The 18,306-nt window shown below is 70.6% G+C and carries 17 protein-coding genes and 2 tRNA genes; 12 read left to right on the forward strand and 7 right to left on the reverse strand.

The window, feature by feature from the left end:
- Positions 1-8 precede the first annotated feature (8 nt).
- Both ACIQ6R_RS03485 and ACIQ6R_RS03490 read left to right on the forward strand, forming a co-directional pair.
- Positions 9-689 (forward strand): AIM24 family protein, encoded by a 681-nt coding sequence (locus ACIQ6R_RS03485; protein WP_217246527.1) that lies wholly within the window; start codon positions 9-11, stop codon positions 687-689.
- Positions 690-706: 17 nt separating this feature from the next.
- A complete protein-coding gene (locus tag ACIQ6R_RS03490) occupies positions 707-1,462 on the forward strand; it encodes an AIM24 family protein (protein WP_404218432.1) in 756 nt (251 codons plus the stop codon).
- Positions 1,463-1,527: 65 nt separating this feature from the next.
- Here ACIQ6R_RS03490 and ACIQ6R_RS03495 read toward each other — a convergent pair whose 3' ends face one another.
- Both ACIQ6R_RS03495 and ACIQ6R_RS03500 read right to left on the reverse strand, forming a co-directional pair.
- The gene (locus tag ACIQ6R_RS03495) at positions 1,528-2,043 is read right to left on the reverse strand and encodes an NUDIX hydrolase (protein WP_404170077.1); all 516 of its coding nucleotides are present in this window, start codon (positions 2,041-2,043) and stop codon (positions 1,528-1,530) included.
- On the reverse strand, positions 2,040-3,503 hold the full coding sequence (locus tag ACIQ6R_RS03500) for a zinc-dependent metalloprotease (protein WP_404218434.1): 1,464 nt from the start codon (positions 3,501-3,503) through the stop codon (positions 2,040-2,042). Before ACIQ6R_RS03500 ends, ACIQ6R_RS03495 begins: the two co-directional genes overlap by 4 nt.
- Before the next feature lie 192 nt (positions 3,504-3,695).
- On the opposite strand from ACIQ6R_RS03500, the gene ACIQ6R_RS03505 reads away from it, so the two are divergent.
- The 4 genes from ACIQ6R_RS03505 to ACIQ6R_RS03520 all read left to right on the forward strand — a co-directional run bounded on the left by ACIQ6R_RS03505 (position 3,696) and on the right by ACIQ6R_RS03520 (position 6,983).
- Positions 3,696-4,817 carry an SDR family oxidoreductase gene (locus ACIQ6R_RS03505; protein WP_404218436.1) on the forward strand — a complete coding sequence of 374 codons (1,122 nt, stop codon included), beginning with the start codon at positions 3,696-3,698 and terminating at the stop codon, positions 4,815-4,817.
- Between the two features lie 253 nt (positions 4,818-5,070).
- The gene (locus ACIQ6R_RS03510) at positions 5,071-5,532 is read left to right on the forward strand and encodes a molybdenum cofactor biosynthesis protein MoaE (protein WP_404170086.1); all 462 of its coding nucleotides are present in this window, start codon (positions 5,071-5,073) and stop codon (positions 5,530-5,532) included.
- Between the two features lie 136 nt (positions 5,533-5,668).
- The gene (locus ACIQ6R_RS03515) at positions 5,669-5,833 is read left to right on the forward strand and encodes a hypothetical protein (protein ID WP_404170089.1); all 165 of its coding nucleotides are present in this window, start codon (positions 5,669-5,671) and stop codon (positions 5,831-5,833) included.
- Between the two features lie 55 nt (positions 5,834-5,888).
- The gene (locus tag ACIQ6R_RS03520; protein WP_404218438.1) at positions 5,889-6,983 is read left to right on the forward strand and encodes a PDZ domain-containing protein; all 1,095 of its coding nucleotides are present in this window, start codon (positions 5,889-5,891) and stop codon (positions 6,981-6,983) included.
- Between the two features lie 32 nt (positions 6,984-7,015).
- Here the strand turns inward: ACIQ6R_RS03520 and ACIQ6R_RS03525 are convergent, their stop codons facing one another.
- The gene (locus tag ACIQ6R_RS03525) at positions 7,016-7,558 is read right to left on the reverse strand and encodes a PPA1309 family protein (RefSeq protein WP_404218441.1); all 543 of its coding nucleotides are present in this window, start codon (positions 7,556-7,558) and stop codon (positions 7,016-7,018) included.
- Between the two features lie 164 nt (positions 7,559-7,722).
- On the opposite strand from ACIQ6R_RS03525, the gene ACIQ6R_RS03530 reads away from it, so the two are divergent.
- The 4 genes from ACIQ6R_RS03530 to ACIQ6R_RS03545 all read left to right on the forward strand — a co-directional run bounded on the left by ACIQ6R_RS03530 (position 7,723) and on the right by ACIQ6R_RS03545 (position 13,209).
- Positions 7,723-10,707 carry a UPF0182 family protein gene (locus ACIQ6R_RS03530; protein ID WP_404218674.1) on the forward strand — a complete coding sequence of 995 codons (2,985 nt, stop codon included), beginning with the start codon at positions 7,723-7,725 and terminating at the stop codon, positions 10,705-10,707.
- A gap of 75 nt (positions 10,708-10,782) precedes the next feature.
- Positions 10,783-10,856 (forward strand) — tRNA-Met (locus ACIQ6R_RS03535).
- A gap of 239 nt (positions 10,857-11,095) precedes the next feature.
- Complete coding sequence (locus ACIQ6R_RS03540) at positions 11,096-12,910, forward strand: tetratricopeptide repeat protein (protein ID WP_404218443.1); 1,815 nt, start codon at positions 11,096-11,098, stop codon at positions 12,908-12,910.
- Between the two features lie 225 nt (positions 12,911-13,135).
- Positions 13,136-13,209, forward strand: a tRNA-Met gene (locus ACIQ6R_RS03545).
- 105 nt (positions 13,210-13,314) lie between these two features.
- Here ACIQ6R_RS03545 and ACIQ6R_RS03550 read toward each other — a convergent pair.
- Positions 13,315-13,731: a Fur family transcriptional regulator gene (locus tag ACIQ6R_RS03550; RefSeq protein ID WP_310871323.1), complete on the reverse strand. Its 417-nt coding sequence runs from the start codon at positions 13,729-13,731 to the stop codon at positions 13,315-13,317.
- A 141-nt stretch (positions 13,732-13,872) separates the two neighbouring features.
- Between ACIQ6R_RS03550 and ACIQ6R_RS03555 the strand changes: the two genes are divergently transcribed.
- Positions 13,873-15,324: a catalase gene (locus ACIQ6R_RS03555; protein ID WP_404218445.1), complete on the forward strand. Its 1,452-nt coding sequence runs from the start codon at positions 13,873-13,875 to the stop codon at positions 15,322-15,324.
- Positions 15,325-15,417: 93 nt separating this feature from the next.
- Here ACIQ6R_RS03555 and ACIQ6R_RS03560 read toward each other — a convergent pair whose 3' ends face one another.
- A complete protein-coding gene (locus ACIQ6R_RS03560; protein WP_404218447.1) occupies positions 15,418-15,819 on the reverse strand; it encodes a cyclic nucleotide-binding/CBS domain-containing protein in 402 nt (133 codons plus the stop codon).
- A gap of 140 nt (positions 15,820-15,959) precedes the next feature.
- On the reverse strand, positions 15,960-16,760 hold the full coding sequence (hisN, locus tag ACIQ6R_RS03565) for a histidinol-phosphatase (protein WP_404170106.1): 801 nt from the start codon (positions 16,758-16,760) through the stop codon (positions 15,960-15,962).
- Positions 16,761-17,264: 504 nt separating this feature from the next.
- On the opposite strand from hisN, the gene ACIQ6R_RS03570 reads away from it, so the two are divergent.
- Positions 17,265-17,891, forward strand: coding sequence for a TetR/AcrR family transcriptional regulator (locus ACIQ6R_RS03570; protein ID WP_404218449.1), 627 nt, complete (start codon positions 17,265-17,267; stop codon positions 17,889-17,891).
- 29 nt (positions 17,892-17,920) lie between these two features.
- On the opposite strand, the gene ACIQ6R_RS03575 is transcribed toward ACIQ6R_RS03570, so the two are convergent.
- Complete coding sequence (locus ACIQ6R_RS03575; RefSeq protein ID WP_121749126.1) at positions 17,921-18,244, reverse strand: multidrug efflux SMR transporter; 324 nt, start codon at positions 18,242-18,244, stop codon at positions 17,921-17,923.
- Between the last annotated feature and the right edge of the window lie 62 nt (positions 18,245-18,306).

The raw sequence follows: 18,306 nt of genomic DNA on the forward strand, positions 1-18,306 counted from the left end.
AGCCCGACATGAACCAGCCGCTCGCGGGCTACGCTCCCGCACCGGTCACCGCACGCATGGAGAACCACGGCAACCACATGCTGAAGGTCGCCATGCAGACCGGAAACGACCTCCTCGCGCGCGTGGGCTCGATGACCGCCTACGAGGGCTTCGTCCAGTACGAGCCCAATCCGCCCGCCGTCCGCCAGATCGCGAAGGACTGGATGACCGGCGAGGGCGCGCCCCTGATGAAGTGCTCCGGCGACGGTCTGCTCTACCTCGCCGACTACGGTGCCAACGTCGTCGTCATCAACCTCAACGGTGACGGGATCTCCGTCAACGCCACCAACCTGCTCGCCTTCGACGCCCACCTGACGTGGGGCGTGGAGCGGGTCAAGGGCCTGGCGAAGTTCGCCGGCCAGGGCCTGTGGAACACCAAGATCTCCGGGCAGGGGTGGGTCGCGCTCACCTCCCGGGGCAAGCCGATCGTGGTCGACTGCGGCGGTGGTGAGGACGAGACGTACGTCGACCCGGACGCGCTCGTCGCCTGGTCCCCGAACCTCAAGGTGAAGGGCAAGCGCAGCTTCAAGGCGCAGTCGCTGATCGGCCGCGGCAGCGGCGAGGCCTACCAGATGGCCTTCTCCGGTCAGGGCATCGTCGTCGTCCAGCCCAGTGAGGACAGCACCGACCGCCTCCGGGTCCGGGGCTGAGGGGGAGCCAGAACATCATGCAGAGCCCGCTTTTCGCCCACAACGACCAGCAGACCCAGGAAGCCTGGAGCCTGCAGAACAAGCACATGCTCCGCGTCGCCCTGGAAGGCCACGACGACGTGCTCGCCCGCAAGGGCACGATGGTCGCCTACCAGGGGCTCGTCGAGTTCGACGCCGAGTACCAGAGCAACAACCAGTCACGCGCGCGTGCGCACACCGGTGAGGGCCTGGACCTGATGCGCTGCCACGGGCAGGGCACGGTCTTCTTCGCCAACCTCGCCCAGTGCGTCCAGGTGATGGAGGTCGACCAGGAGGGTCTCACCGTCGACAGCAGCTATGTGCTGGCGATGGACTCGTCCCTGCACCACGAGGTCATCGCGGTCGACAGCCTGTACGGCATCTCCGGCTCGGGGAAGTACCAGCTCAACATCACCGGCCGGGGCAAGGTCGCCCTGATGACCTCGGGCTCCCCGCTGCTGATGCAGGTGACGCCCGACAAGTACGTCAACTGCGACGCGGACGCGATCGTCGCCTGGTCCACCGGTCTGCGCGTGCAGATGCAGGCCCAGACGCACTCCTCCGGGGTGTGGCGGCGCCGCGGCAACACCGGTGAGGGCTGGGAGCTCAGCTTCATGGGCAGCGGCTTCGCCCTCGTCCAGCCCAGCGAGCTGCTGCCGCCGCAGAACGCCCAGCTCGGGCAGGGGCTCGCCGCGCAGTACGGCATGGGGCAGCAGAGCGCCCGCGGTCAGAACCAGGGCAACGTCTGGAGCTGAGCGCGCGGCGCGCTGTCGCCAGGGTCGTAAGGGGTGATCGCAAGGGCGGTCACCCCTTACCCGATTCAGAGCCGGGCGCGGGCCGCCTCCAGCAGGCGTACGACCGACTCGTCGGCCACCTCCGCGACCTCGGCGTACGGGAACCAGCGCAGGTCGAGGGACTCGTCGCTGATCGCCTCCACGGCCCCCTCCGGAGCCACCGCCGCGTACTGGACGTCCAGGTGCCAGGCGCAGGGCGTGTGGTGGCGGTCCAGCCGCACCGGGCCGCCGGGGACCAGAGCCAGGCCGGCGATGCCGGACTCCTCGGTCCCCTCGCGCAGGGCGGCCCTCGCCAGCGTCTCGTCGACCGGCTCGCAGTGGCCGCCCATCTGCAGCCACATGCGCAGCTTCTTGTGGAGGGTCAGCAGGACCCGCCCGCGCGAGGGGTCGATCACCAGGGCGCTCGCCGTGATGTGCCCGTCCCCGCAGGCCTTCCACATGCCGTCCGGGTGCGTGGCGAGGTGATCCAGATAGACGTGCCGCAGTTCGTCCTGGCCCGCGTAGTCCTTCAGGACCAGGACCGCGTCGTCGTGGAGGCTCACTCGGCGCCGTCGCCCTTGCCGTCGGCCTCGTCCCGGCCCTTCTCGTCCTTCTCGTTCTTCTCGTCCTTCTTCTTCAGGTCGGGCTTGCCGGCCGCCTCGCCGAGCATCTTGTCCAGCTCGGAGAAGTCGAGCTGCTCACGGTGGACAAAACCGTCCGGGTCGTCCAGGTCGGTCGCGGTCGGCAGCATGTCCGGGTGGGCCCACAGACCGTCCCGGCCGTCGACACCGCGCGCGTCCGTCAGGGAGGCCCACAGACGGGAGGCGTCGCGCAGGCGGCGCGGGCGCAGCTCCAGGCCGATCAGCGTGGCGAAGGTCTGCTCCGCCGGTCCGCCCGAGGCGCGACGGCGGCGCAGCGTCTCGCGCAGCGCGTCGGCGGAGGACAGGCGCGGCTTGGCGGCGGCGTGCACCACCGCGTCCACCCAGCCTTCGACAAGGGCCAGAGCCGTCTCCAGACGGGCCAGCGCCGCCTTCTGCTCGGGGGTGTCCTCCGGCTGGAACATGCCCTGCTGGAGAGCCTCCTGCAGCTGCTCGGGGTTCTGCGGGTCGAACTGGCCGACCACGTCCTCCAGCTTGGCCGTGTCGACCTTGATCCCGCGGGCGTAGCCGTCGACCGCGCCGAACAGGTGTGAGCGCAGCCACGGCACATGCGCGAAAAGTCGCTGGTGGGCGGCCTCACGCAGGGCGAGATAGAGCCGCACCTCCTCCTGCGGCACGCCGAGGTCCTTGCCGAACGCCTCGACGTTCACCGGCAGCAGCGCGGCCTTACCGGCCGGGCCGAGCGGCAGGCCGACGTCGGTCGAGCCGACGACCTCACCGGCGAGCACGCCGACGGCCTGCCCGATCTGCGTGCCGAACATGGCGCCGCCCATGGAACGCATCATGCCGATCAGCGGGCCGGCCATGGCCTGCATCTCCTCGGGCAGCACGTCGCCCATGGCGGTGCCGACGCGCTCGGCGACCGGATCGACGAGCTCCCGCCACGCCGGCAGGGTCGCCTCGACCCACTCCGCGCGGCTCCAGGCCACCGCGGTACCCGCGCCGGAGGGCAGGGCGGTCGCGTCGTCCAGCCACAGGTCGGCCAGGCGGACGGCCTCCTGGACGGCATTGCGCTCGGCGGGGCCGACGCTGGCGTCCTTCGTGCCGTCCGGCGTCCCCTGGGAGACCGTCTGGCGGGCGATCTGCTTGGCCATGTCCCAGTTCACCGGGCCGCCCTCGTAGGAGAGCATCTGGCCCAGCTGCTGGAAGGCGGCGCCCAGGTCGTTGGGGTTCATGGAACCGAACATGGCGGCGAACGGGTTGTCCGCACCGGGGCCGCCGAAGCCTCCGGCTCCGGGCGTCCCGAATCCGAACGGGTTGGCCGGTCCCTGACCACCGCCGCCCTGCTGGTCCTTCTTCTTGCCCTCGTCGCCGTCGTCCGGCTCCTCCGGCGGAAGGCCGAATCCGAATGGGGTGTCACTCACGGGGTTCCTCGGCTGGTAGGGCCGCCGGTTCTTTCCGGCGGCACGGCTGCCCGACTTCACCACCCAGCGTAGACACCCGGGGCGGTTCGGGCCTCGGTGCTTCGCCGACTGACGGCCTGCGGCAGGATGGATGCCACCTGGTACGTACGCGTCGCTCGCGCCCGTACTGAAGACAACCGCTGGAGACGCCCGGTGAGTTCCCCAGATCCGCAGGTTCGCGCAGCGCGAAACCAGTCAACCAGTTCCGCCCGCCCCGGCGCGCGCGGACCCGTCGTCGCGGTCACCGGTGCCGCGTCCGGCGTCGGGGCGCTGCTCACGGCGCGGCTCGCCGCGTCCGACGAGGTCAGACAGGTCGTGGCCATCGACGAACGGCGCGGTGAGTGCGCGGCGGCACAGTGGCAGATCCTGGACGTGCGGGACCCGGCCATCGCCGAGAAACTGCGCGGTGCGGACGTCGTCGTGCACCTGGCGCTCGACCTCGACCTGGAGACCGACGCGGCCGCCCGGACGGCTTACAACGTCCGGGGGACGCAGACCGTCCTGACCGCCGCCGCGGCGGCAGGCGTGCACCGGGTCGTGCTCTGCACCTCCGCGATGGTCTACGGCGCCCTCCCGGAGAACGAGCTGCCGCTGTCCGAGGACGCCGAGCTGCGCGCCACGGCCGAGGCCACGGGGGTCGGGGACCTGCTGGAGATCGAACGGCTCGCCCGGCGCGCGCCCCGCGCGCACCCCGGGCTCAACGTGACCGTCGTCCGGCCCGCGGTGCTGGTCGGAGGCATGGACACCGCACTGACCCGGTACTTCGAGTCACCCCGGCTGCTGGTCGTGGCCGGCTCGCGGCCGGCCTGGCAGTTCTGCCATGTCGACGATCTGTGCAGTGCCCTGGAGTACGCCGTTCTGGAGAAGGCCGACGGGGAGCTGGCCGTCGGCTGCGACGGGTGGCTGGAGCAGGAGGAGGTCGAGGAGCTCAGCGGGATCCGGCGGATGGAGCTGCCGTCGGCGGTCGCGCTCGGCGCGGCGGCCCGGCTGCACCGGATCGGGCTGACGCCCTCCCCGGCCGGCGACCTGGCGTACACGATGTACCCCTGGGTGGTGAGCGGCAGCCGGCTGCACGACGCCGGATGGCGGCCGAAGTACACCAACGAGGAGGTGCTCGCGGAGCTGCTGGAGGAGGTCTCCGGGCGGCACACGGTCGCCGGGCGGCGCCTCGGACGCAAGGACGCGACGGCGGCGGGTGCCGCGGGCGCGACGGTGGCGCTGCTGGGCGCGGCCGCGGTGGTGCGCCGGGCCCGGAAGGCGCGACGCAGGATCTGACACGGGCGCCGGGCCGTCACCCGGGCGCTCCTGCCCCGTACCGACCGGCAGGGGCCCTGCACGGCCCGCCCCGTGCCCTGACCGACCTGGCCGCGGGAGCCCGAGCGACCTGGCCGCAGGAGCCCGAGCGACCGGCCGCGGGGACCCGACCGACCCGTCACGGGAACCCTGTAGGAGGCTCCAAGGCGGTACGCGCGCGTGCCGGGTGATAGCGCTATTCCGCGCCGTCCGTGCCGTGGGGCACGATGGGCGTATGGCAACCACGAACGACCACCCCGGCGAGCTGGCCGCGCCGGACCCCGTCAAGCTGATCGGCATCCGGGAGACGCCCCTCTCCCTGGACGAGGTCTTCCGGGCCGTCGGGGACGACGCGGCCGGCGGGACCGCGCTGTTCGTGGGGACGGTGCGCAACCACGACGGCGGGACCGACGTCGACCGGCTCGGATACTCCTGCCACCCCAGCGCCGAGGCCGAGATGCGGCGGATCGCCGAGAAGGTCGCCGCGGAGTACCCCGTACGGGCGCTCGCGGCGCTGCACCGTGTGGGTGACCTGGAGGTCGGGGATCTCGCCGTGGTCGTCGCCGTCTCCTGCCCGCACCGGGGTGAGGCCTTCGACGCCTGCCGGAAGCTGATCGACGACCTGAAGCACGAGGTGCCCATCTGGAAGCACCAGACCTTCTCCGACGGGACCGAAGAATGGGTGGGCGCCTGCTGAAGGCGTTCTGGGCGCCCGCGCGTCACCACGCGTAGCTCCGGTTGCGTAACCGACCCCCCGGCGTGAGCGTTGTCACTGCGGATGGTTAATCTGCTGATCAGTCAGTCGCGGACGCTCGTGGGGTTGGGAGGTCGGCATGGCAGCGCTTGCCTGGTTGCTGATTCCGCTTGTGGCGGCTGTCGGCGCGGGTCTGTGGGGCAGTTGGGCCAACCGGACCCGCAAGGCACGGAGTGACGGGCCCGAGCTGGACGGGTACGCCCGCTTCCGCGAGGCGATGGAGAAGGCCCGGACCGGAGCCTGACCGGACGGCGCAGCCCTGACGGTGTTCTGACAGCCCTGTCCCGTACTGTCGTGCCATGCCACGCCGCACCGCGACGATGCTCGCCTCCACCCTGATGCTGATCGCGCTCCTGTGCGCGGGTGTGTTCATCCCCGTGCCGTACTCGGAGATGTCCCCGGGGCCGACGGTGAACACCCTTGGCGATCACGACGGCGAGCCGGTGCTGCAGATCGACGGGCACAAGACCTATGAGGCGAGCGGCCATCTGAACATGACCACCGTCCGGGTCACCAGCGCCGAGTACAAGATGAACCTCGTGGAGGCGGTCTACGGCTGGCTGGCGCACGACAACCGCGTGGTGCCGCACGAGACCCTCTACCCGGACGGCAAGACCGAGGAAGAGGCGACGCAGGAGAACGCCGAGGAGTTCAGCCAGTCCCAGGAGAGCGCCAAGGTCGCCGCCCTCAAGGCACTCGACATCCCGGTGAAGTCCTGGGTGGTCGTCTCCACGGTCGTCAAGGACTCCCCGGCCGAGGGCCGGCTGCACGCCGGAGACGTGATCAAGGCGGTCGACGGTACGGCCGTCAAGAAGCCCGCCGATGTCGCCGAGCTGGTGACCGAGCGCGAACCCGGACAGGACGTCGTCTTCACGATCGTGCCCGCCGAGGAGCAGGCCGCCGCGGAGAAGGAGGGCCGGACGCCCACCAAGACGCGGAAAGTCACGATCACCACCGCGACCTCCGACGACGCCGGCGAGAAGCGCGCCATCGTCGGGATCTCCGCGGGGACCGATCACACGTTCCCGTTCTCCATCGACATCAAGCTGGCCGACGTCGGCGGTCCGAGCGCCGGTCTGATGTTCGCCCTCGGCATCTACGACAAGCTCACCCCGGGCGACCTGACCGGCGGCAAGTTCGTCGCCGGCACCGGGACGATCGACGACAACGGCAAGGTCGGCCCGATCGGCGGCATCGGGATGAAGACCATCGGCGCCCGCGACAAGGGCGCCCAGTACTTCCTGACGCCCGCCGACAACTGCGCGGCCGCCGCCGAGGACACCCCCGACGGGCTCACCCTCGTGAAGGTGGGCACCATCGACGACGCCCTCGGCGCACTGAAGGACATCCGCTCCGGGAAGACCGCCGACCTGCCGAAGTGCCCGGCCGGATGACGGACCGGGCGGCCGCGTAGAGCCCCGCGGGGCTACTCCTCGAAGGTCGCCGTCAGGGCCTGCGCCAGCCCCGGAACCAGGTCGGAGCCCGTGAGCACCTCCGTGGCGGCGTCCTTCTCCCGCAGCCGCAGGGCCGAGTCGCGGGCACCGTCGCGCAGGACCGCGACCGTCATGCGGACCTCCTGGCGGTCGGGGTGCTCCGCCACCCACTGCGTCAGCTTGGTCTCGTTCAGGCCCTCCGGGACCTGGGCCTCGGCGGACGGCGGCAGCATCAGGCGTTCCACGGCGAGCGCGCAGCCGACGACCGCGTCGGGCCAGGCAATGGTGCCCAGGAACTCGTCGAGCGCCTGATCCGTTGGAATTTCGTCCTGCTCGATCGGGGTCAGGCCGGAGCTCTCCGGCTCGTCCCGCAGACCGAGCCGGTCCGCGAGCGAGGGCTGATCGGCCCTCAGCCGTGCCGTGTCGACAAGTGCAAAGAGGCGTGCGGGCTGGTCCCAGCCGAGGCCGGAGACATACTCGTCGATCTCGAGTACGGCCCGGGTGAGGGGGCTCGCTGCCATGGGGGTGTTGGACATAGTCACAATCCTGCCTCGTTACTGGCCCGAATCGGGAACCGAGTAAACGATGAGTAAGTTGCATAGGTGTGGGCCCACGATCACGGGGGCGCACGGGGGGCCCACGAACCCGAGGGCCTGACGGATCAACAGCGAACTTCGAGGTGCGCACCTTGGCTTTCCAGATGCCGGACCGCGGCGGAGGCCCCCCGACGGGGCCGCGGATCAGAGTGGGCCGCCCGTCCCGGCGTGTCCGAACCCTGCTGATGACACTTGGCGTTCTCGCCGTACTCGCCATGGCGTTCACCATGTTCGCGGGGTTCTGGACGGACTGGCTCTGGTATCGGTCGGTCCACTACTCGTCGGTGTTCACGACGACCCTGTGGACCAAGATCGGGCTTTTCTTCGTCTTCGGTCTGCTGATGGCGCTCGCCGTCGGATTCAACATCTGGCTGGCCCACCGCCTGCGGCCACCGCTGAGCGCCATGTCGATGGAGCAGCAGAACCTCGACCGGTACCGGATGGGCATCGCCCCGTACAAGAAGTGGCTGCTGCTCGGCATCACGGCCCTGGTCGGTCTGATCGCCGGCGCCTCGGCGTCCGGCCAGTGGCGGACCTGGCTGATGTGGGTCAACGGCGTGCCCTTCGGGCAGAAGGACCCCCAGTTCAAGCTGGACGTCTCCTTCTACGCCTTCGACCTGCCCTGGTACCGGTTCCTGCTCGGCTTCGGCTTCGCCGCCGTGATCATCTCAGTGATCGCCGCCGCGCTCACCCACTACCTGTACGGCGGGCTCCGCGTCACCAGCCCCGGCGCGCGCGCCACGGCCGCGGCCACCGGGCACCTGTCGGTGCTCATCGGCGTCTTCGTCGCCCTCAAGGCGGTCGCCTACTGGCTCGACCGGTACGGGCTGGCGGTGAAGTCCAGCGACTTCAAGGCGACCGACAGCTGGACCGGTCTGAGGTACGTCGACGCCAACGCCTACCTGCCGGCCAAGACGATCCTGTTCTGCATCGCCGTCATCTGCGCGCTGCTGTTCTTCGCCACCATCTGGCGGCGGACCTGGCAGCTGCCCGTGATCGGCTTCGGTCTGATGGTGCTCTCCGCGATCCTCATCGGCGGCCTGTACCCGGCCCTGGTCCAGAAGTTCCAGGTCCAGCCGAACGAGCAGGCCAAGGAGGCGCCGTACGTCGAGAAGAACCTCAAGGCGACGCGCGACGCCTACGGCATCGAGGGCACCCAGGTCGCCGAGTACCCGGGCGTGAGCCAGACCAAGGACAAGACCAAGCTCCGTGACGACGTGGACGCCGCCGCGTCCATCCGGATCATGGACCCCAACGTCATCTCGCCGACGTTCCAGCAGCTCCAGCAGATGCGGAACTACTACGCGTTCCCGAACAACCTGGACGTCGACCGGTACGCCAAGGACGGCAAGGACCAGGACACGGTCATCGGTCTGCGCGAGCTGAACCTGGCCGGCATCCCGAAGAAGAACTGGATCAACAACCACTTCCGCTACACCCACGGCTACGGAGTGGTCGCGGCCAAGGGCACCGAGGTCGACTCCGAGGGCCGCCCGGTCTTCATCGAGTCCGACCTGCCGTCCAAGGGCGACCTCGGGACGTACGAGCAGCGGATCTACTACGGCGAGAAGACCACCACGTACTCGATCGTCGGCGGTCCCCAGAAGGAGATCGACTACTCCGACGACAACGGCGAGAAGACGTTCAGCTACAAGGGCGACGGCGGGGTGGACCTGTCCAGCCCGATCAACCGGGCGGCGTACGCGGCCGCGTTCAGCGAGCCGCAGATCCTCTACTCCGGCGCGATCGGGGAGGGCTCGCGGGTCCTGTACAACCGCACGCCCAAGGAGCGCGTCGAGGCGGTCGCCCCGTGGCTGACCATCGACGGCGACGCCTATCCGGCGGTGGTGGACGGCCGTATCCAGTGGATCGTCGACGCGTACACGACGACGAACGGCTATCCGTACGCCTCGCGTACGACGCTGGGTGACACGACCGCGGACTCGCTGACCGCGGCCAACGACCAGCGCGCGGTGGTGGCCCAGCAGAACCAGGTCAACTACATCCGCAACTCCGTGAAGGCGACCGTCGACGCGTACAGCGGTGACGTCAAGCTCTACCAGTGGGACACCAAGGACCCGGTCCTCAAGACCTGGATGAAGGCGTTCCCGAACACGGTGCAGGACAAGAGCGAGATCTCCGACACGCTGATGGCGCATCTGCGCTACCCGCAGGACCTGTTCAAGGTCCAGCGCGAGCTGCTCACGCGTTACCACGTGAAGGACGCCAACACGTTCCTCAGCGGCAGTGAGGTGTGGCAGGTGCCGGACGACCCGACCAACAAGTCGGGCGACGCGGTGCCTCCGTACTACCTGAGCATGAAGATGCCGGACCAGGACCAGCAGGCGTTCTCGCTGACGACGACGTTCACCCCCAACGGACGCGACAACATCAGCGCGTTCATGGCGGTCGACGCCGAGGCCGGGACCGAGGGCTACGGCAAGATCAGAATTCTGAAACTGCCGACCAGTACGACCGTCAACGGACCGAAACAGGTCCAGAGCCAGTTGAACTCCGAGCAGGACATCGCCGAGACCATCAGGTTGCTGAGAGGCGGCGACTCCGAGGTCGAGTACGGCAACCTGCTGACGGTGCCGCTCGACGGAGGCCTGTTGTACGTCGAGCCGGTCTATGTGCGCGGTGGCGACCTCAAGTACCCGCTGCTGCGCAAGGTCCTGGTGAGCTACGGGGGCAACACCGCCTTCGAGAACACGCTCGACGAGGCCCTCGCCAAGGTCTTCGGCGAGGCGGAGGAAGGCTCGACCCAGCCACCACCGGACGAGGGCGAGGACACCACCGAGCCACCGCCGACGTCCACCAACCCGACGGTCCGGGAAGCGCTCAGCGACGCGCAGAAGGCCTTCGACGCCGGCCAGAAGGCCCTGGAACAGAAGGACCTCGCCGCGTACGCGGAGGCGCAGAAGGATCTGGAGGAGGCCCTGCAACGCGCCGAGGAGGCGCAGGCCCAGGCCGACAAGGGCGGCGGCAAGAACGGGGACGACAAGAACGGGGACAAGGGCGAGGACGGCAAGGCCAGTCCGAGTCCGGACCCCACCGGGGACCCCGGCTCGGGCCAGGACAGCGGCTGACCCCGTTGCTTCGGGCTGAGCGTCAGAGCTGGTCAAAGCCCATCCCGCGCCGTGCTAGGGTTGTGAACACAACGGCGCGGGGTGGAGCAGCTCGGTAGCTCGCTGGGCTCATAACCCAGAGGTCGCAGGTTCAAATCCTGTCCCCGCTACTGAAGTCGTGAGCTACGTGCGAACGACCATGAAGGCCCGGATTCCGAAAGGGATCCGGGCCTTTGTGATGTGCGAACGCATGTGCCGGTGAGGGCTACGGCCGCGCCGCCAGGGGGAGTTGGGGGGATCTGTGTTTGACTTGTCTCCCTGTGGGCATGTCGACAAAACGCTGAAGTGACCTCACTGGCTGCGGTATACCGGATGTACCCAGGTTGCAGGTGGTGCGACGATGGACGTTATGGGGGACATGGCAAATCTGTTCGGGACAGGGCGTTTTGCGCAGCCGTCCGGTCAGGAGGAAGCCGCGGACGAGGCTCATGAGGCCGCCGACGAGGCTGCCGAGGAAGTGCGCCTGCGGCTCGCCGTCGATGCCGGCGAGGTGGAGGCGATGAGCGTCCTCGGTGCGATGCTGCTGCGCCGCGGCGACTTCGACGGGGCCGAATCCCACCTGCGTGCCGCCACCGCGGCGGGTGACCGAGCCGCCGCCAACAACCTGGGCGTCCTGCTGCACCAGCGCGGATACGCCGACGAGGCCGCCGGATGGTGGCGGATCGCCGCCGTCGCCGGGTCCGCCGCGGCCGCCCACGCACTGGGCCGGCACTTCCGCGAGCGCGGGGACGAGCCCGCCGCCGAGTACTGGTTGTGCCAGTCCGCCGAGCAGGGGCACGTGCTGGGCGCCTACGCGCTCGCCGATCTGCTGGAGCACCGCGGCGACGACGCCGGCGCCGAGCGCTGGACGCGGGCCGCGGCCGACCGCGGCCACCGGGAGGCCGCGTACCGGCTGGCCCGGACGCTGGACCGGCGTGCCGGGCGGAGCCGCGCCGACGACGGGGCAGCGGCCTCCGCTGCCGAGGAGACCGAGCAGTGGTACCGGCAGGCCGCCGCGCGCGGCCACCGGCGGGCGGCGCTGCACCTCGGGACGATCCTGGAGAAGCGGGGCGACCTCAAGGAGGCCGGCCACTGGTACCTGACGTCCGCCAAGGACGGCGAGGCCCGCGCCGCCTGCGCGCTCGGCTTCCTCCTGCGGGACGCCGGGGACAGCGAGAGCGCCGCCGTGTGGTGGCTGCGGGCCGCGCAGGACGGTGACGGCAACGCCGCCAACGCACTGGGCGCGCTGCACGCCGAGCGCGGCGAGACCCAGACCGCCGAGCGCTGGTACCGGGCGGCCATGGACGCCGGGGACGACAACGGGGCGTACAACCTCGGGCTGCTCTGCGCCGAACAGGGGCGCACCACCCAGGCCGAGCAGTGGTACCGGCGGGCCGCGTACGCCGGGCACCGGGAGGCCTCCAACGCGCTGGCCATCCTGCTGCTGCGCGGCGGGGACGAGACCGGCGCCGAGCCGTGGTTCTCCAAGGCCGCCGAGGCGGGCAGCGTGGACGCCGCCTTCAACCTCGGGATCCTGCATGCCGGACGGGGCGAGGACCGGACGGCGCTGCGCTGGTACGAGCGGGCTGCCGCCGCCGGGCACACCGAGGCGGCGCTGCAGGTCGGGATGGCGCGCCTGCGCGACGGCGACGAGCGCGAGGCCGAGCGGTTCCTGCGCTGCGCGGCGGGGGGCGGCAGCGCGGAGGCCGCGTACCGTCTGGCGACGGTGCTCGACGCGCGCAGGCCGCCCGCGCCCGCGCACGAACTCGGGGAGATCGCACAGGAGAAGTCCGAGTGCGAGGAGTGGTACGAGCGGGCGGCCTCCCAGGGGCACCGGCGGGCCCAGGTGCGGGTTGGGATGCTGGCCGCGGCTCGCGGCGACGTGGTGGAGGCGGCGCGGTGGTACCGGGAGGCGGCCGAGGCCGGGTCCCGCAACGGCGCGTTCAATCTCGGGCTGCTGCTGGCCCGGGAGGGGAGCGAGCCGGAGGCCGTCGTGTGGTGGCGCCGGGCCGCGGACGCCGGGCACGGACGGGCGGCGCTGCGGCTGGCGCTGGTCTGCGCGCGGCGCGGGGAGCTGGCCGAGGGGCAGCGGTGGGCGGACCGGGCGGTGTCGCTGGGGCCGCGGGAGGTGGCGGAGCGGGCGGCGCGGTTGCGGGACGCGTTGCGGCAGGAGCTGTCGGCGTGACGCCGCGCTGGGCTCGGGGTGCGTTCGAGGGCGCCGGGGTGGTTGCCGGCCGGGGCGCGGTGGGTCGCGTGGTCCGGCGCTGCCCGGGTGCCGCTGCGCCCACCCGTGCCGCCCCTGGCGGTATCTCCCAGGCCGTTGAGGCACCGGGGAGGCGCGGCCGCCCGCAGCGGCGCGGCTACGGATTTGCTTCCCGTCGTGGGGTTGACGTAATGTTCCATTCATCGACGCGGGGTGGAGCAGCTCGGTAGCTCGCTGGGCTCATAACCCAGAGGTCGCAGGTTCAAATCCTGTCCCCGCTACTGAAGGCCGAGGGCCGGAATCCGAAAGGGTTCCGGCCCTCGGTGCGTTGATGCCCACGCGAAAAGCCCCGGCGCCCATCGGTGCCGGGGCTTTCGTGCGAGGGCTTACGCCGCCGCGCAGTTCGGGCAGGTGCCGCGGTACGTCACCTCGACGTCCGAGACGGTGAAGCCGAAGCGCTCCGAGTCGGGGAGGTCGGCCAGCGGGTTGCCGATCGGATGGACGTCGCGGATCGCGCCGCACTGGGCGCAGACCAGGTGGTGGTGCGGCTGGTGCGCGTTGGGGTCGTAGCGCTTGGCGCGCTTGTCCGTCGCGACTTCCAGGACCTCACCCAGCGATACGAGCTCGCCCAGGGTGTTGTAGACGGTCGCCCGGGAGATCTCGGGGAGCTTGCCCACAGCCCTGGCGTGCACCTCGTCGGCCGTCAGGTGGACGTGTTCGCCGTCGAGGACCTCGGCCACGACGCGCCGTTGCGCGGTCATGCGCCAGCCGCGTCCACGCAGCCGTTCCAGTAGGTCACTCATGCAGACCAGCCTAACAGCAAGGGGGACCAGGTCCCGAACGTGTGTGACTTTGGAGTCTCACTTGACTTAGACATTGTCCATTGTAGGATCGGGAACGGCATTAGCCAAGGGACAGGTTTTGCAGGATTGCAGGAGGCGTACGTGACTCAGGGACCGCTCACTACCGAGGCCGGGGCTCCGGTAGCCGACAACCAGAACAGTGAGACCGCGGGAATCGGCGGCCCCGTGCTCGTCCAGGACCAGCTTCTTCTGGAGAAGCTGGCGCACTTCAACCGTGAGCGCATCCCGGAGCGGGTCGTGCACGCCCGTGGCGCCGGCGCCTACGGCACCTTCACGGTCACGGCCGACGTCACCAAGTACACCCGGGCCAAGTTCCTCTCCGAGGTCGGCAAGGAGACGGAGACCTTCCTCCGCTTCTCGACCGTGGCCGGCAACCTGGGCGCGGCGGACGCCGTCCGTGACCCGCGCGGTTTCGCGCTGAAGTTCTACACCGAAGAGGGCAACTACGACCTCGTCGGCAACAACACCCCGGTGTTCTTCATCCGGGACGCCATCAAGTTCCCGGACTTCATCCACACCCAGAAGCGCGACCCGTACACGGGCTCGACGGAGATGGACAACGTCTGGGACTTCTGGAGCCTGTCGCCCGAGTCGACGCACCAGGTGACCTGGCTGTTCGGCGACCGCGGCATCCCCGCGTCGTACCGCCACATGGACGGCTTCGGTTCCCACACCTTCCAGTGGAACAACGAGGCCGGCGAGGCCTTCTGGGTCAAGTACCACTTCAAGACCGACCAGGGCATCAAGTGCCTCACGCAGGCCGAGGCCGACAAACTCGCCGGTGAGGACCCCGACTCCCACCAGCGCGACCTGCGTCAGGCCATCGAGCGCGGCGACTTCCCGTCCTGGACCGTCGGCGTGCAGATCATGCCCGTCGCCGACGCCGCGACGTACCGCTTCAACCCGTTCGACCTGACCAAGGTGTGGCCGCACGCGGACTACCCGATCGTCTGGTTCGGCAAGCTGGAGCTCAACCGCAACCCGGAGAACATCTTCGCCGAGGTCGAGCAGTCGATCTTCTCCCCGGCGCACTTCGTGCCCGGCATCGGCCCGTCCCCGGACAAGATGCTCCAGGGCCGCCTGTTCGGCTACGGCGACGCCCACCGCTACCGCGTCGGCATCAACGCCGACCACCTGCCGGTGAACCGTCCGCACGCCACCGAGGCGCGCACCAACTCCCGTGACGGCTACCTGTACGACGGCCGCCACAAGGGTGCGAAGAACTACGAGCCGAACAGCTTCGGAGGCCCGTTCCAGACGGACAAGCCCCTGTGGCAGCCGGTCGCCGTCTCCGGTGTCACCGGCGAGACCGCCACTCCGTCGCACGCCGAGGACAACGACTTCGTCCAGGCGGGCAACCTCTACCGGTTGATGACGGACGAGGAGAAGGAGCGGCTGATCGGCAACCTGGCCGGCGCCCTCTCCGACGTCTCGCGCGACGACATCATCGAGCGCGCGATCAACAACTTCCGTCAGGCCGACGGAGACTTCGGCAAGCGGCTGGAGGCCGCGGTCCAGGCCCTGCGCGGCTGACGTCCAGCACTGGACCGCTTGTCGTGGCGGCGGGCCGGATCCCCGGGGACGGGGGCCCGGCCCGTTTCGCGTTTCCCGTACCGGCTTCAGGAGTCAGGCCGGTACCTGCTGCGCCCTCTCCCGGGCCGGGGCCCAGCAGCGGATGATGTCGCGGACCGAGACGATGCCCGCGGGCTCGCCGCGGTCGAGGACGATGAGGTGGCGGAAGCCGCCGTGCGCCATCGCCCGGGCCGCCTCCTCCACGGTCCAGGAGGGCGCGGCGAACACGACGTCGGTGGTGGTGTGGGCGTGGGCGCGTTCGGTGTCCGGGTCCTGGCCCTGGCCGACGGAGACGAGGACGTCGCGTTCGGTGAGGATGCCGATGCCCCCGGCGTCGGGGTCGTGCACCACGGCCGCGCCGACGCGGCGCGCGGACATCAGGGCGGCGGCCTCGCGGAGGGTGTGGGCGGGGCCGATGGTGAGGACTACCGTGCTCATGGCTTCGCGGACGAGCATGGGTGGAGCCACCTCCTGCCGGTGATCCATGAGTTAGTTCATGGATTCACAAATTCACAAGTGGGGGGACTCTCAGAGTGGCAGGCAAAGCACGGGTCAACAAGAGGGCGGGGGCGTGTGAGGGCGCGTCAGGAGGGCGCTCAGTAGCGCTGGTTGAGATACCCGAGAAGCTCGTCGTGGAGCCGTCCGTTCGACGCCGCCGCGTTGCCGCTGTTCGGGCCGTGGCGTCCGTCGAGGCCGGTGAAGGTGCCGCCCGCCTCCGTGACGATGATCGCGTTCGCGGCCATGTCCCAGAGGGAGAGCTCGGGTTCGGCGCAGATGTCGACCGAGCCCTCGGCGACCATCATGTACGGCCAGAAGTCGCCGTACGCGCGCGTGCGCCACACCTCGCGGGTCAGGTCGAGGAAACCGTCGAGCCGGCCCTGCTCCTCCCAGCCTCGAAGCGAGGAGTACGCGAAGGAGGCGTCGGAGAGGGCGGAGACCTGGGAGACCTGGAGCCGGGAGGCCGAGGTCAGGCTGCGGCCCGTGAAGGCGCCGTGGTCCTTCACCGCCCACCAGCGACGGCCGAGGGCCGGGGCGGAGGCGAGACCGACGACGGGCTGGTAGCCGCCCTCGCCGGCCTCCATGAGGGAGATGAGGGTGGCCCAGACGGGGACGCCGCGCACGTAGTTCTTGGTGCCGTCGATCGGGTCGATGATCCAGCGGCGGGGTCCGGTGCCCTCGACGCCGTACTCCTCGCCGAGGACCGCGTCGCGGGGGCGCGCACGGGCGAGGTGGCCGCGGATGAGTTCCTCGGCGGCCTTGTCCGCCTCGCTCACCGGGGTCATGTCCGGCTTGGTCTCGACCTTCAGATCGAGGGCCTTGAAGCGTTCCATCGTCGCGGCGTCGGCGGCGTCCGCGAGGACGTGGGCGAGGCGGAGGTCGTCAAGGTAGTCGGGCATGCGATCACGGTATCTGTCGGGGGCGGGGCGGGGCTACCAGGGGCTTGACGGGGTGGGGTGGGACAGGGGGGCGGGTGGTGGCGAGGGGCGGGTGTGCGGCCCGGTGTTGGTGGGGCGCGGGTCTGTTCGGTGCGGGGCGGAGGTGGGTGCGTGGCCCGGCGTGGCGGGGTGCGGGTCCGCGGGCGCTGGGGCGGAGGTGGGACACGGCCGGTCCGGTGCAGACGGGGCGCGGGTCGGCCGGGGCCTGGGCGGGGGTGGGTCGACCGGGCTGGGGTGGGGGTGGGTCGCGCGGCCCGGCGCCGGCAGGGTGCCGCTGCGCCCACCCGTGCCGCCCCAGCGGCACGACTGCCCGCAGCGGCGGCGGCGCGCGACTGCCCGCGGCTACGCCGGGAAGCGGCTGCCCGCGGCTCCGGCGGGGGAAAGCGGCTGACCGCGCGAGAGCTCTTGACAGTGCCCCCATACCCGTCAAATCTGGGCACCAAGTCGCTCGGCCCGAGGGAGGCGATGGTGCCTGCAGCCCGGGAGTCCCTGCTCGATGCCGCCTACAGGGCGCTGGCGCGTCGGCCGTGGTCCGCTGTGCGGATGGTGGACGTGGCGGCGGCGGCCGGGGTGTCCCGGCAGACCCTGTACAACGAGTTCGGGAGCAAGGAGGGCCTCGCCCGGGCGCTCGTCCGCAGGGAGGCGGACGGGTACCTGGCCGGCGTCGAGCGTGCGCTGACCGGTGGTCCCGGCGACCCTCGTGAACGGCTCACCGCCGCGGCGGAGTGGACCACGTCCACCGCCCGCGAGAACGCGCTGGTACGGGCCATGCTCACCGGCTGCTGGAGCGAGCGGCTGCCCTCCCCGGCCCTGACGGCGGTGCCGTCCTCCTCCGCGGTGCCGGCCCAGCGCCGGGCCGACGGTCCACTGCCCTCGCCCGCGGACTTCGTCGCCCTCGTGCGCGACCGTGCCGTGGCCGTCCTGCACGGCGTCGGCGCGCTCCCGCCGCCGGACACCAGCGAGCTGGCCCGCTCCTGCGAACTGGCCGTGCGTCTCGCCCTGTCCTGCGTCGCGGCGCCGCCCGCCGAGGGCGGGGTGGCGGAGCTCGTACGCACCGCCCTGTCACGCCAGTCGACGGCCCAGGTGTATTGATCCGCGGGGTTGTTCGGGCGGCGGACGCGTCAGTGCGCCGAGCCCGACAACTGGAGCCCGATCACGCCGATGATGACGAAGCTGATCGAGACGATCTTCAGGGTCGACACCAGATCGCCGAGGAAGACCATGCCGTAGATGGCGGTGCCCGCCGCGCCGATGCCGGTCCACACCGCGTACGCCGGACCGACGTCGAGCTTCTTCAGGGCGAGGGTCAGCAGGCCGAAACTGCCCAGCGCGAAGACGCAGAAGGCAATGGTGGGCCAGAGGCGGGTGAAGCCGTGCGACAGTTTCAGACAGACGGCGAAGCCGGTTTCGAGCACCCCGGCCACTATGACCAGCAGCCACGCCATGTCTTGTCCTCCCGTAGTCCCGTACCGTGACCGCTGCGTCGCCTGGTCTTCTTCATATGGTC

The organism is Streptomyces sp. NPDC096048 (assembly GCF_044763415.1).
GTDB lineage: Bacteria > Actinomycetota > Actinomycetes > Streptomycetales > Streptomycetaceae > Streptomyces.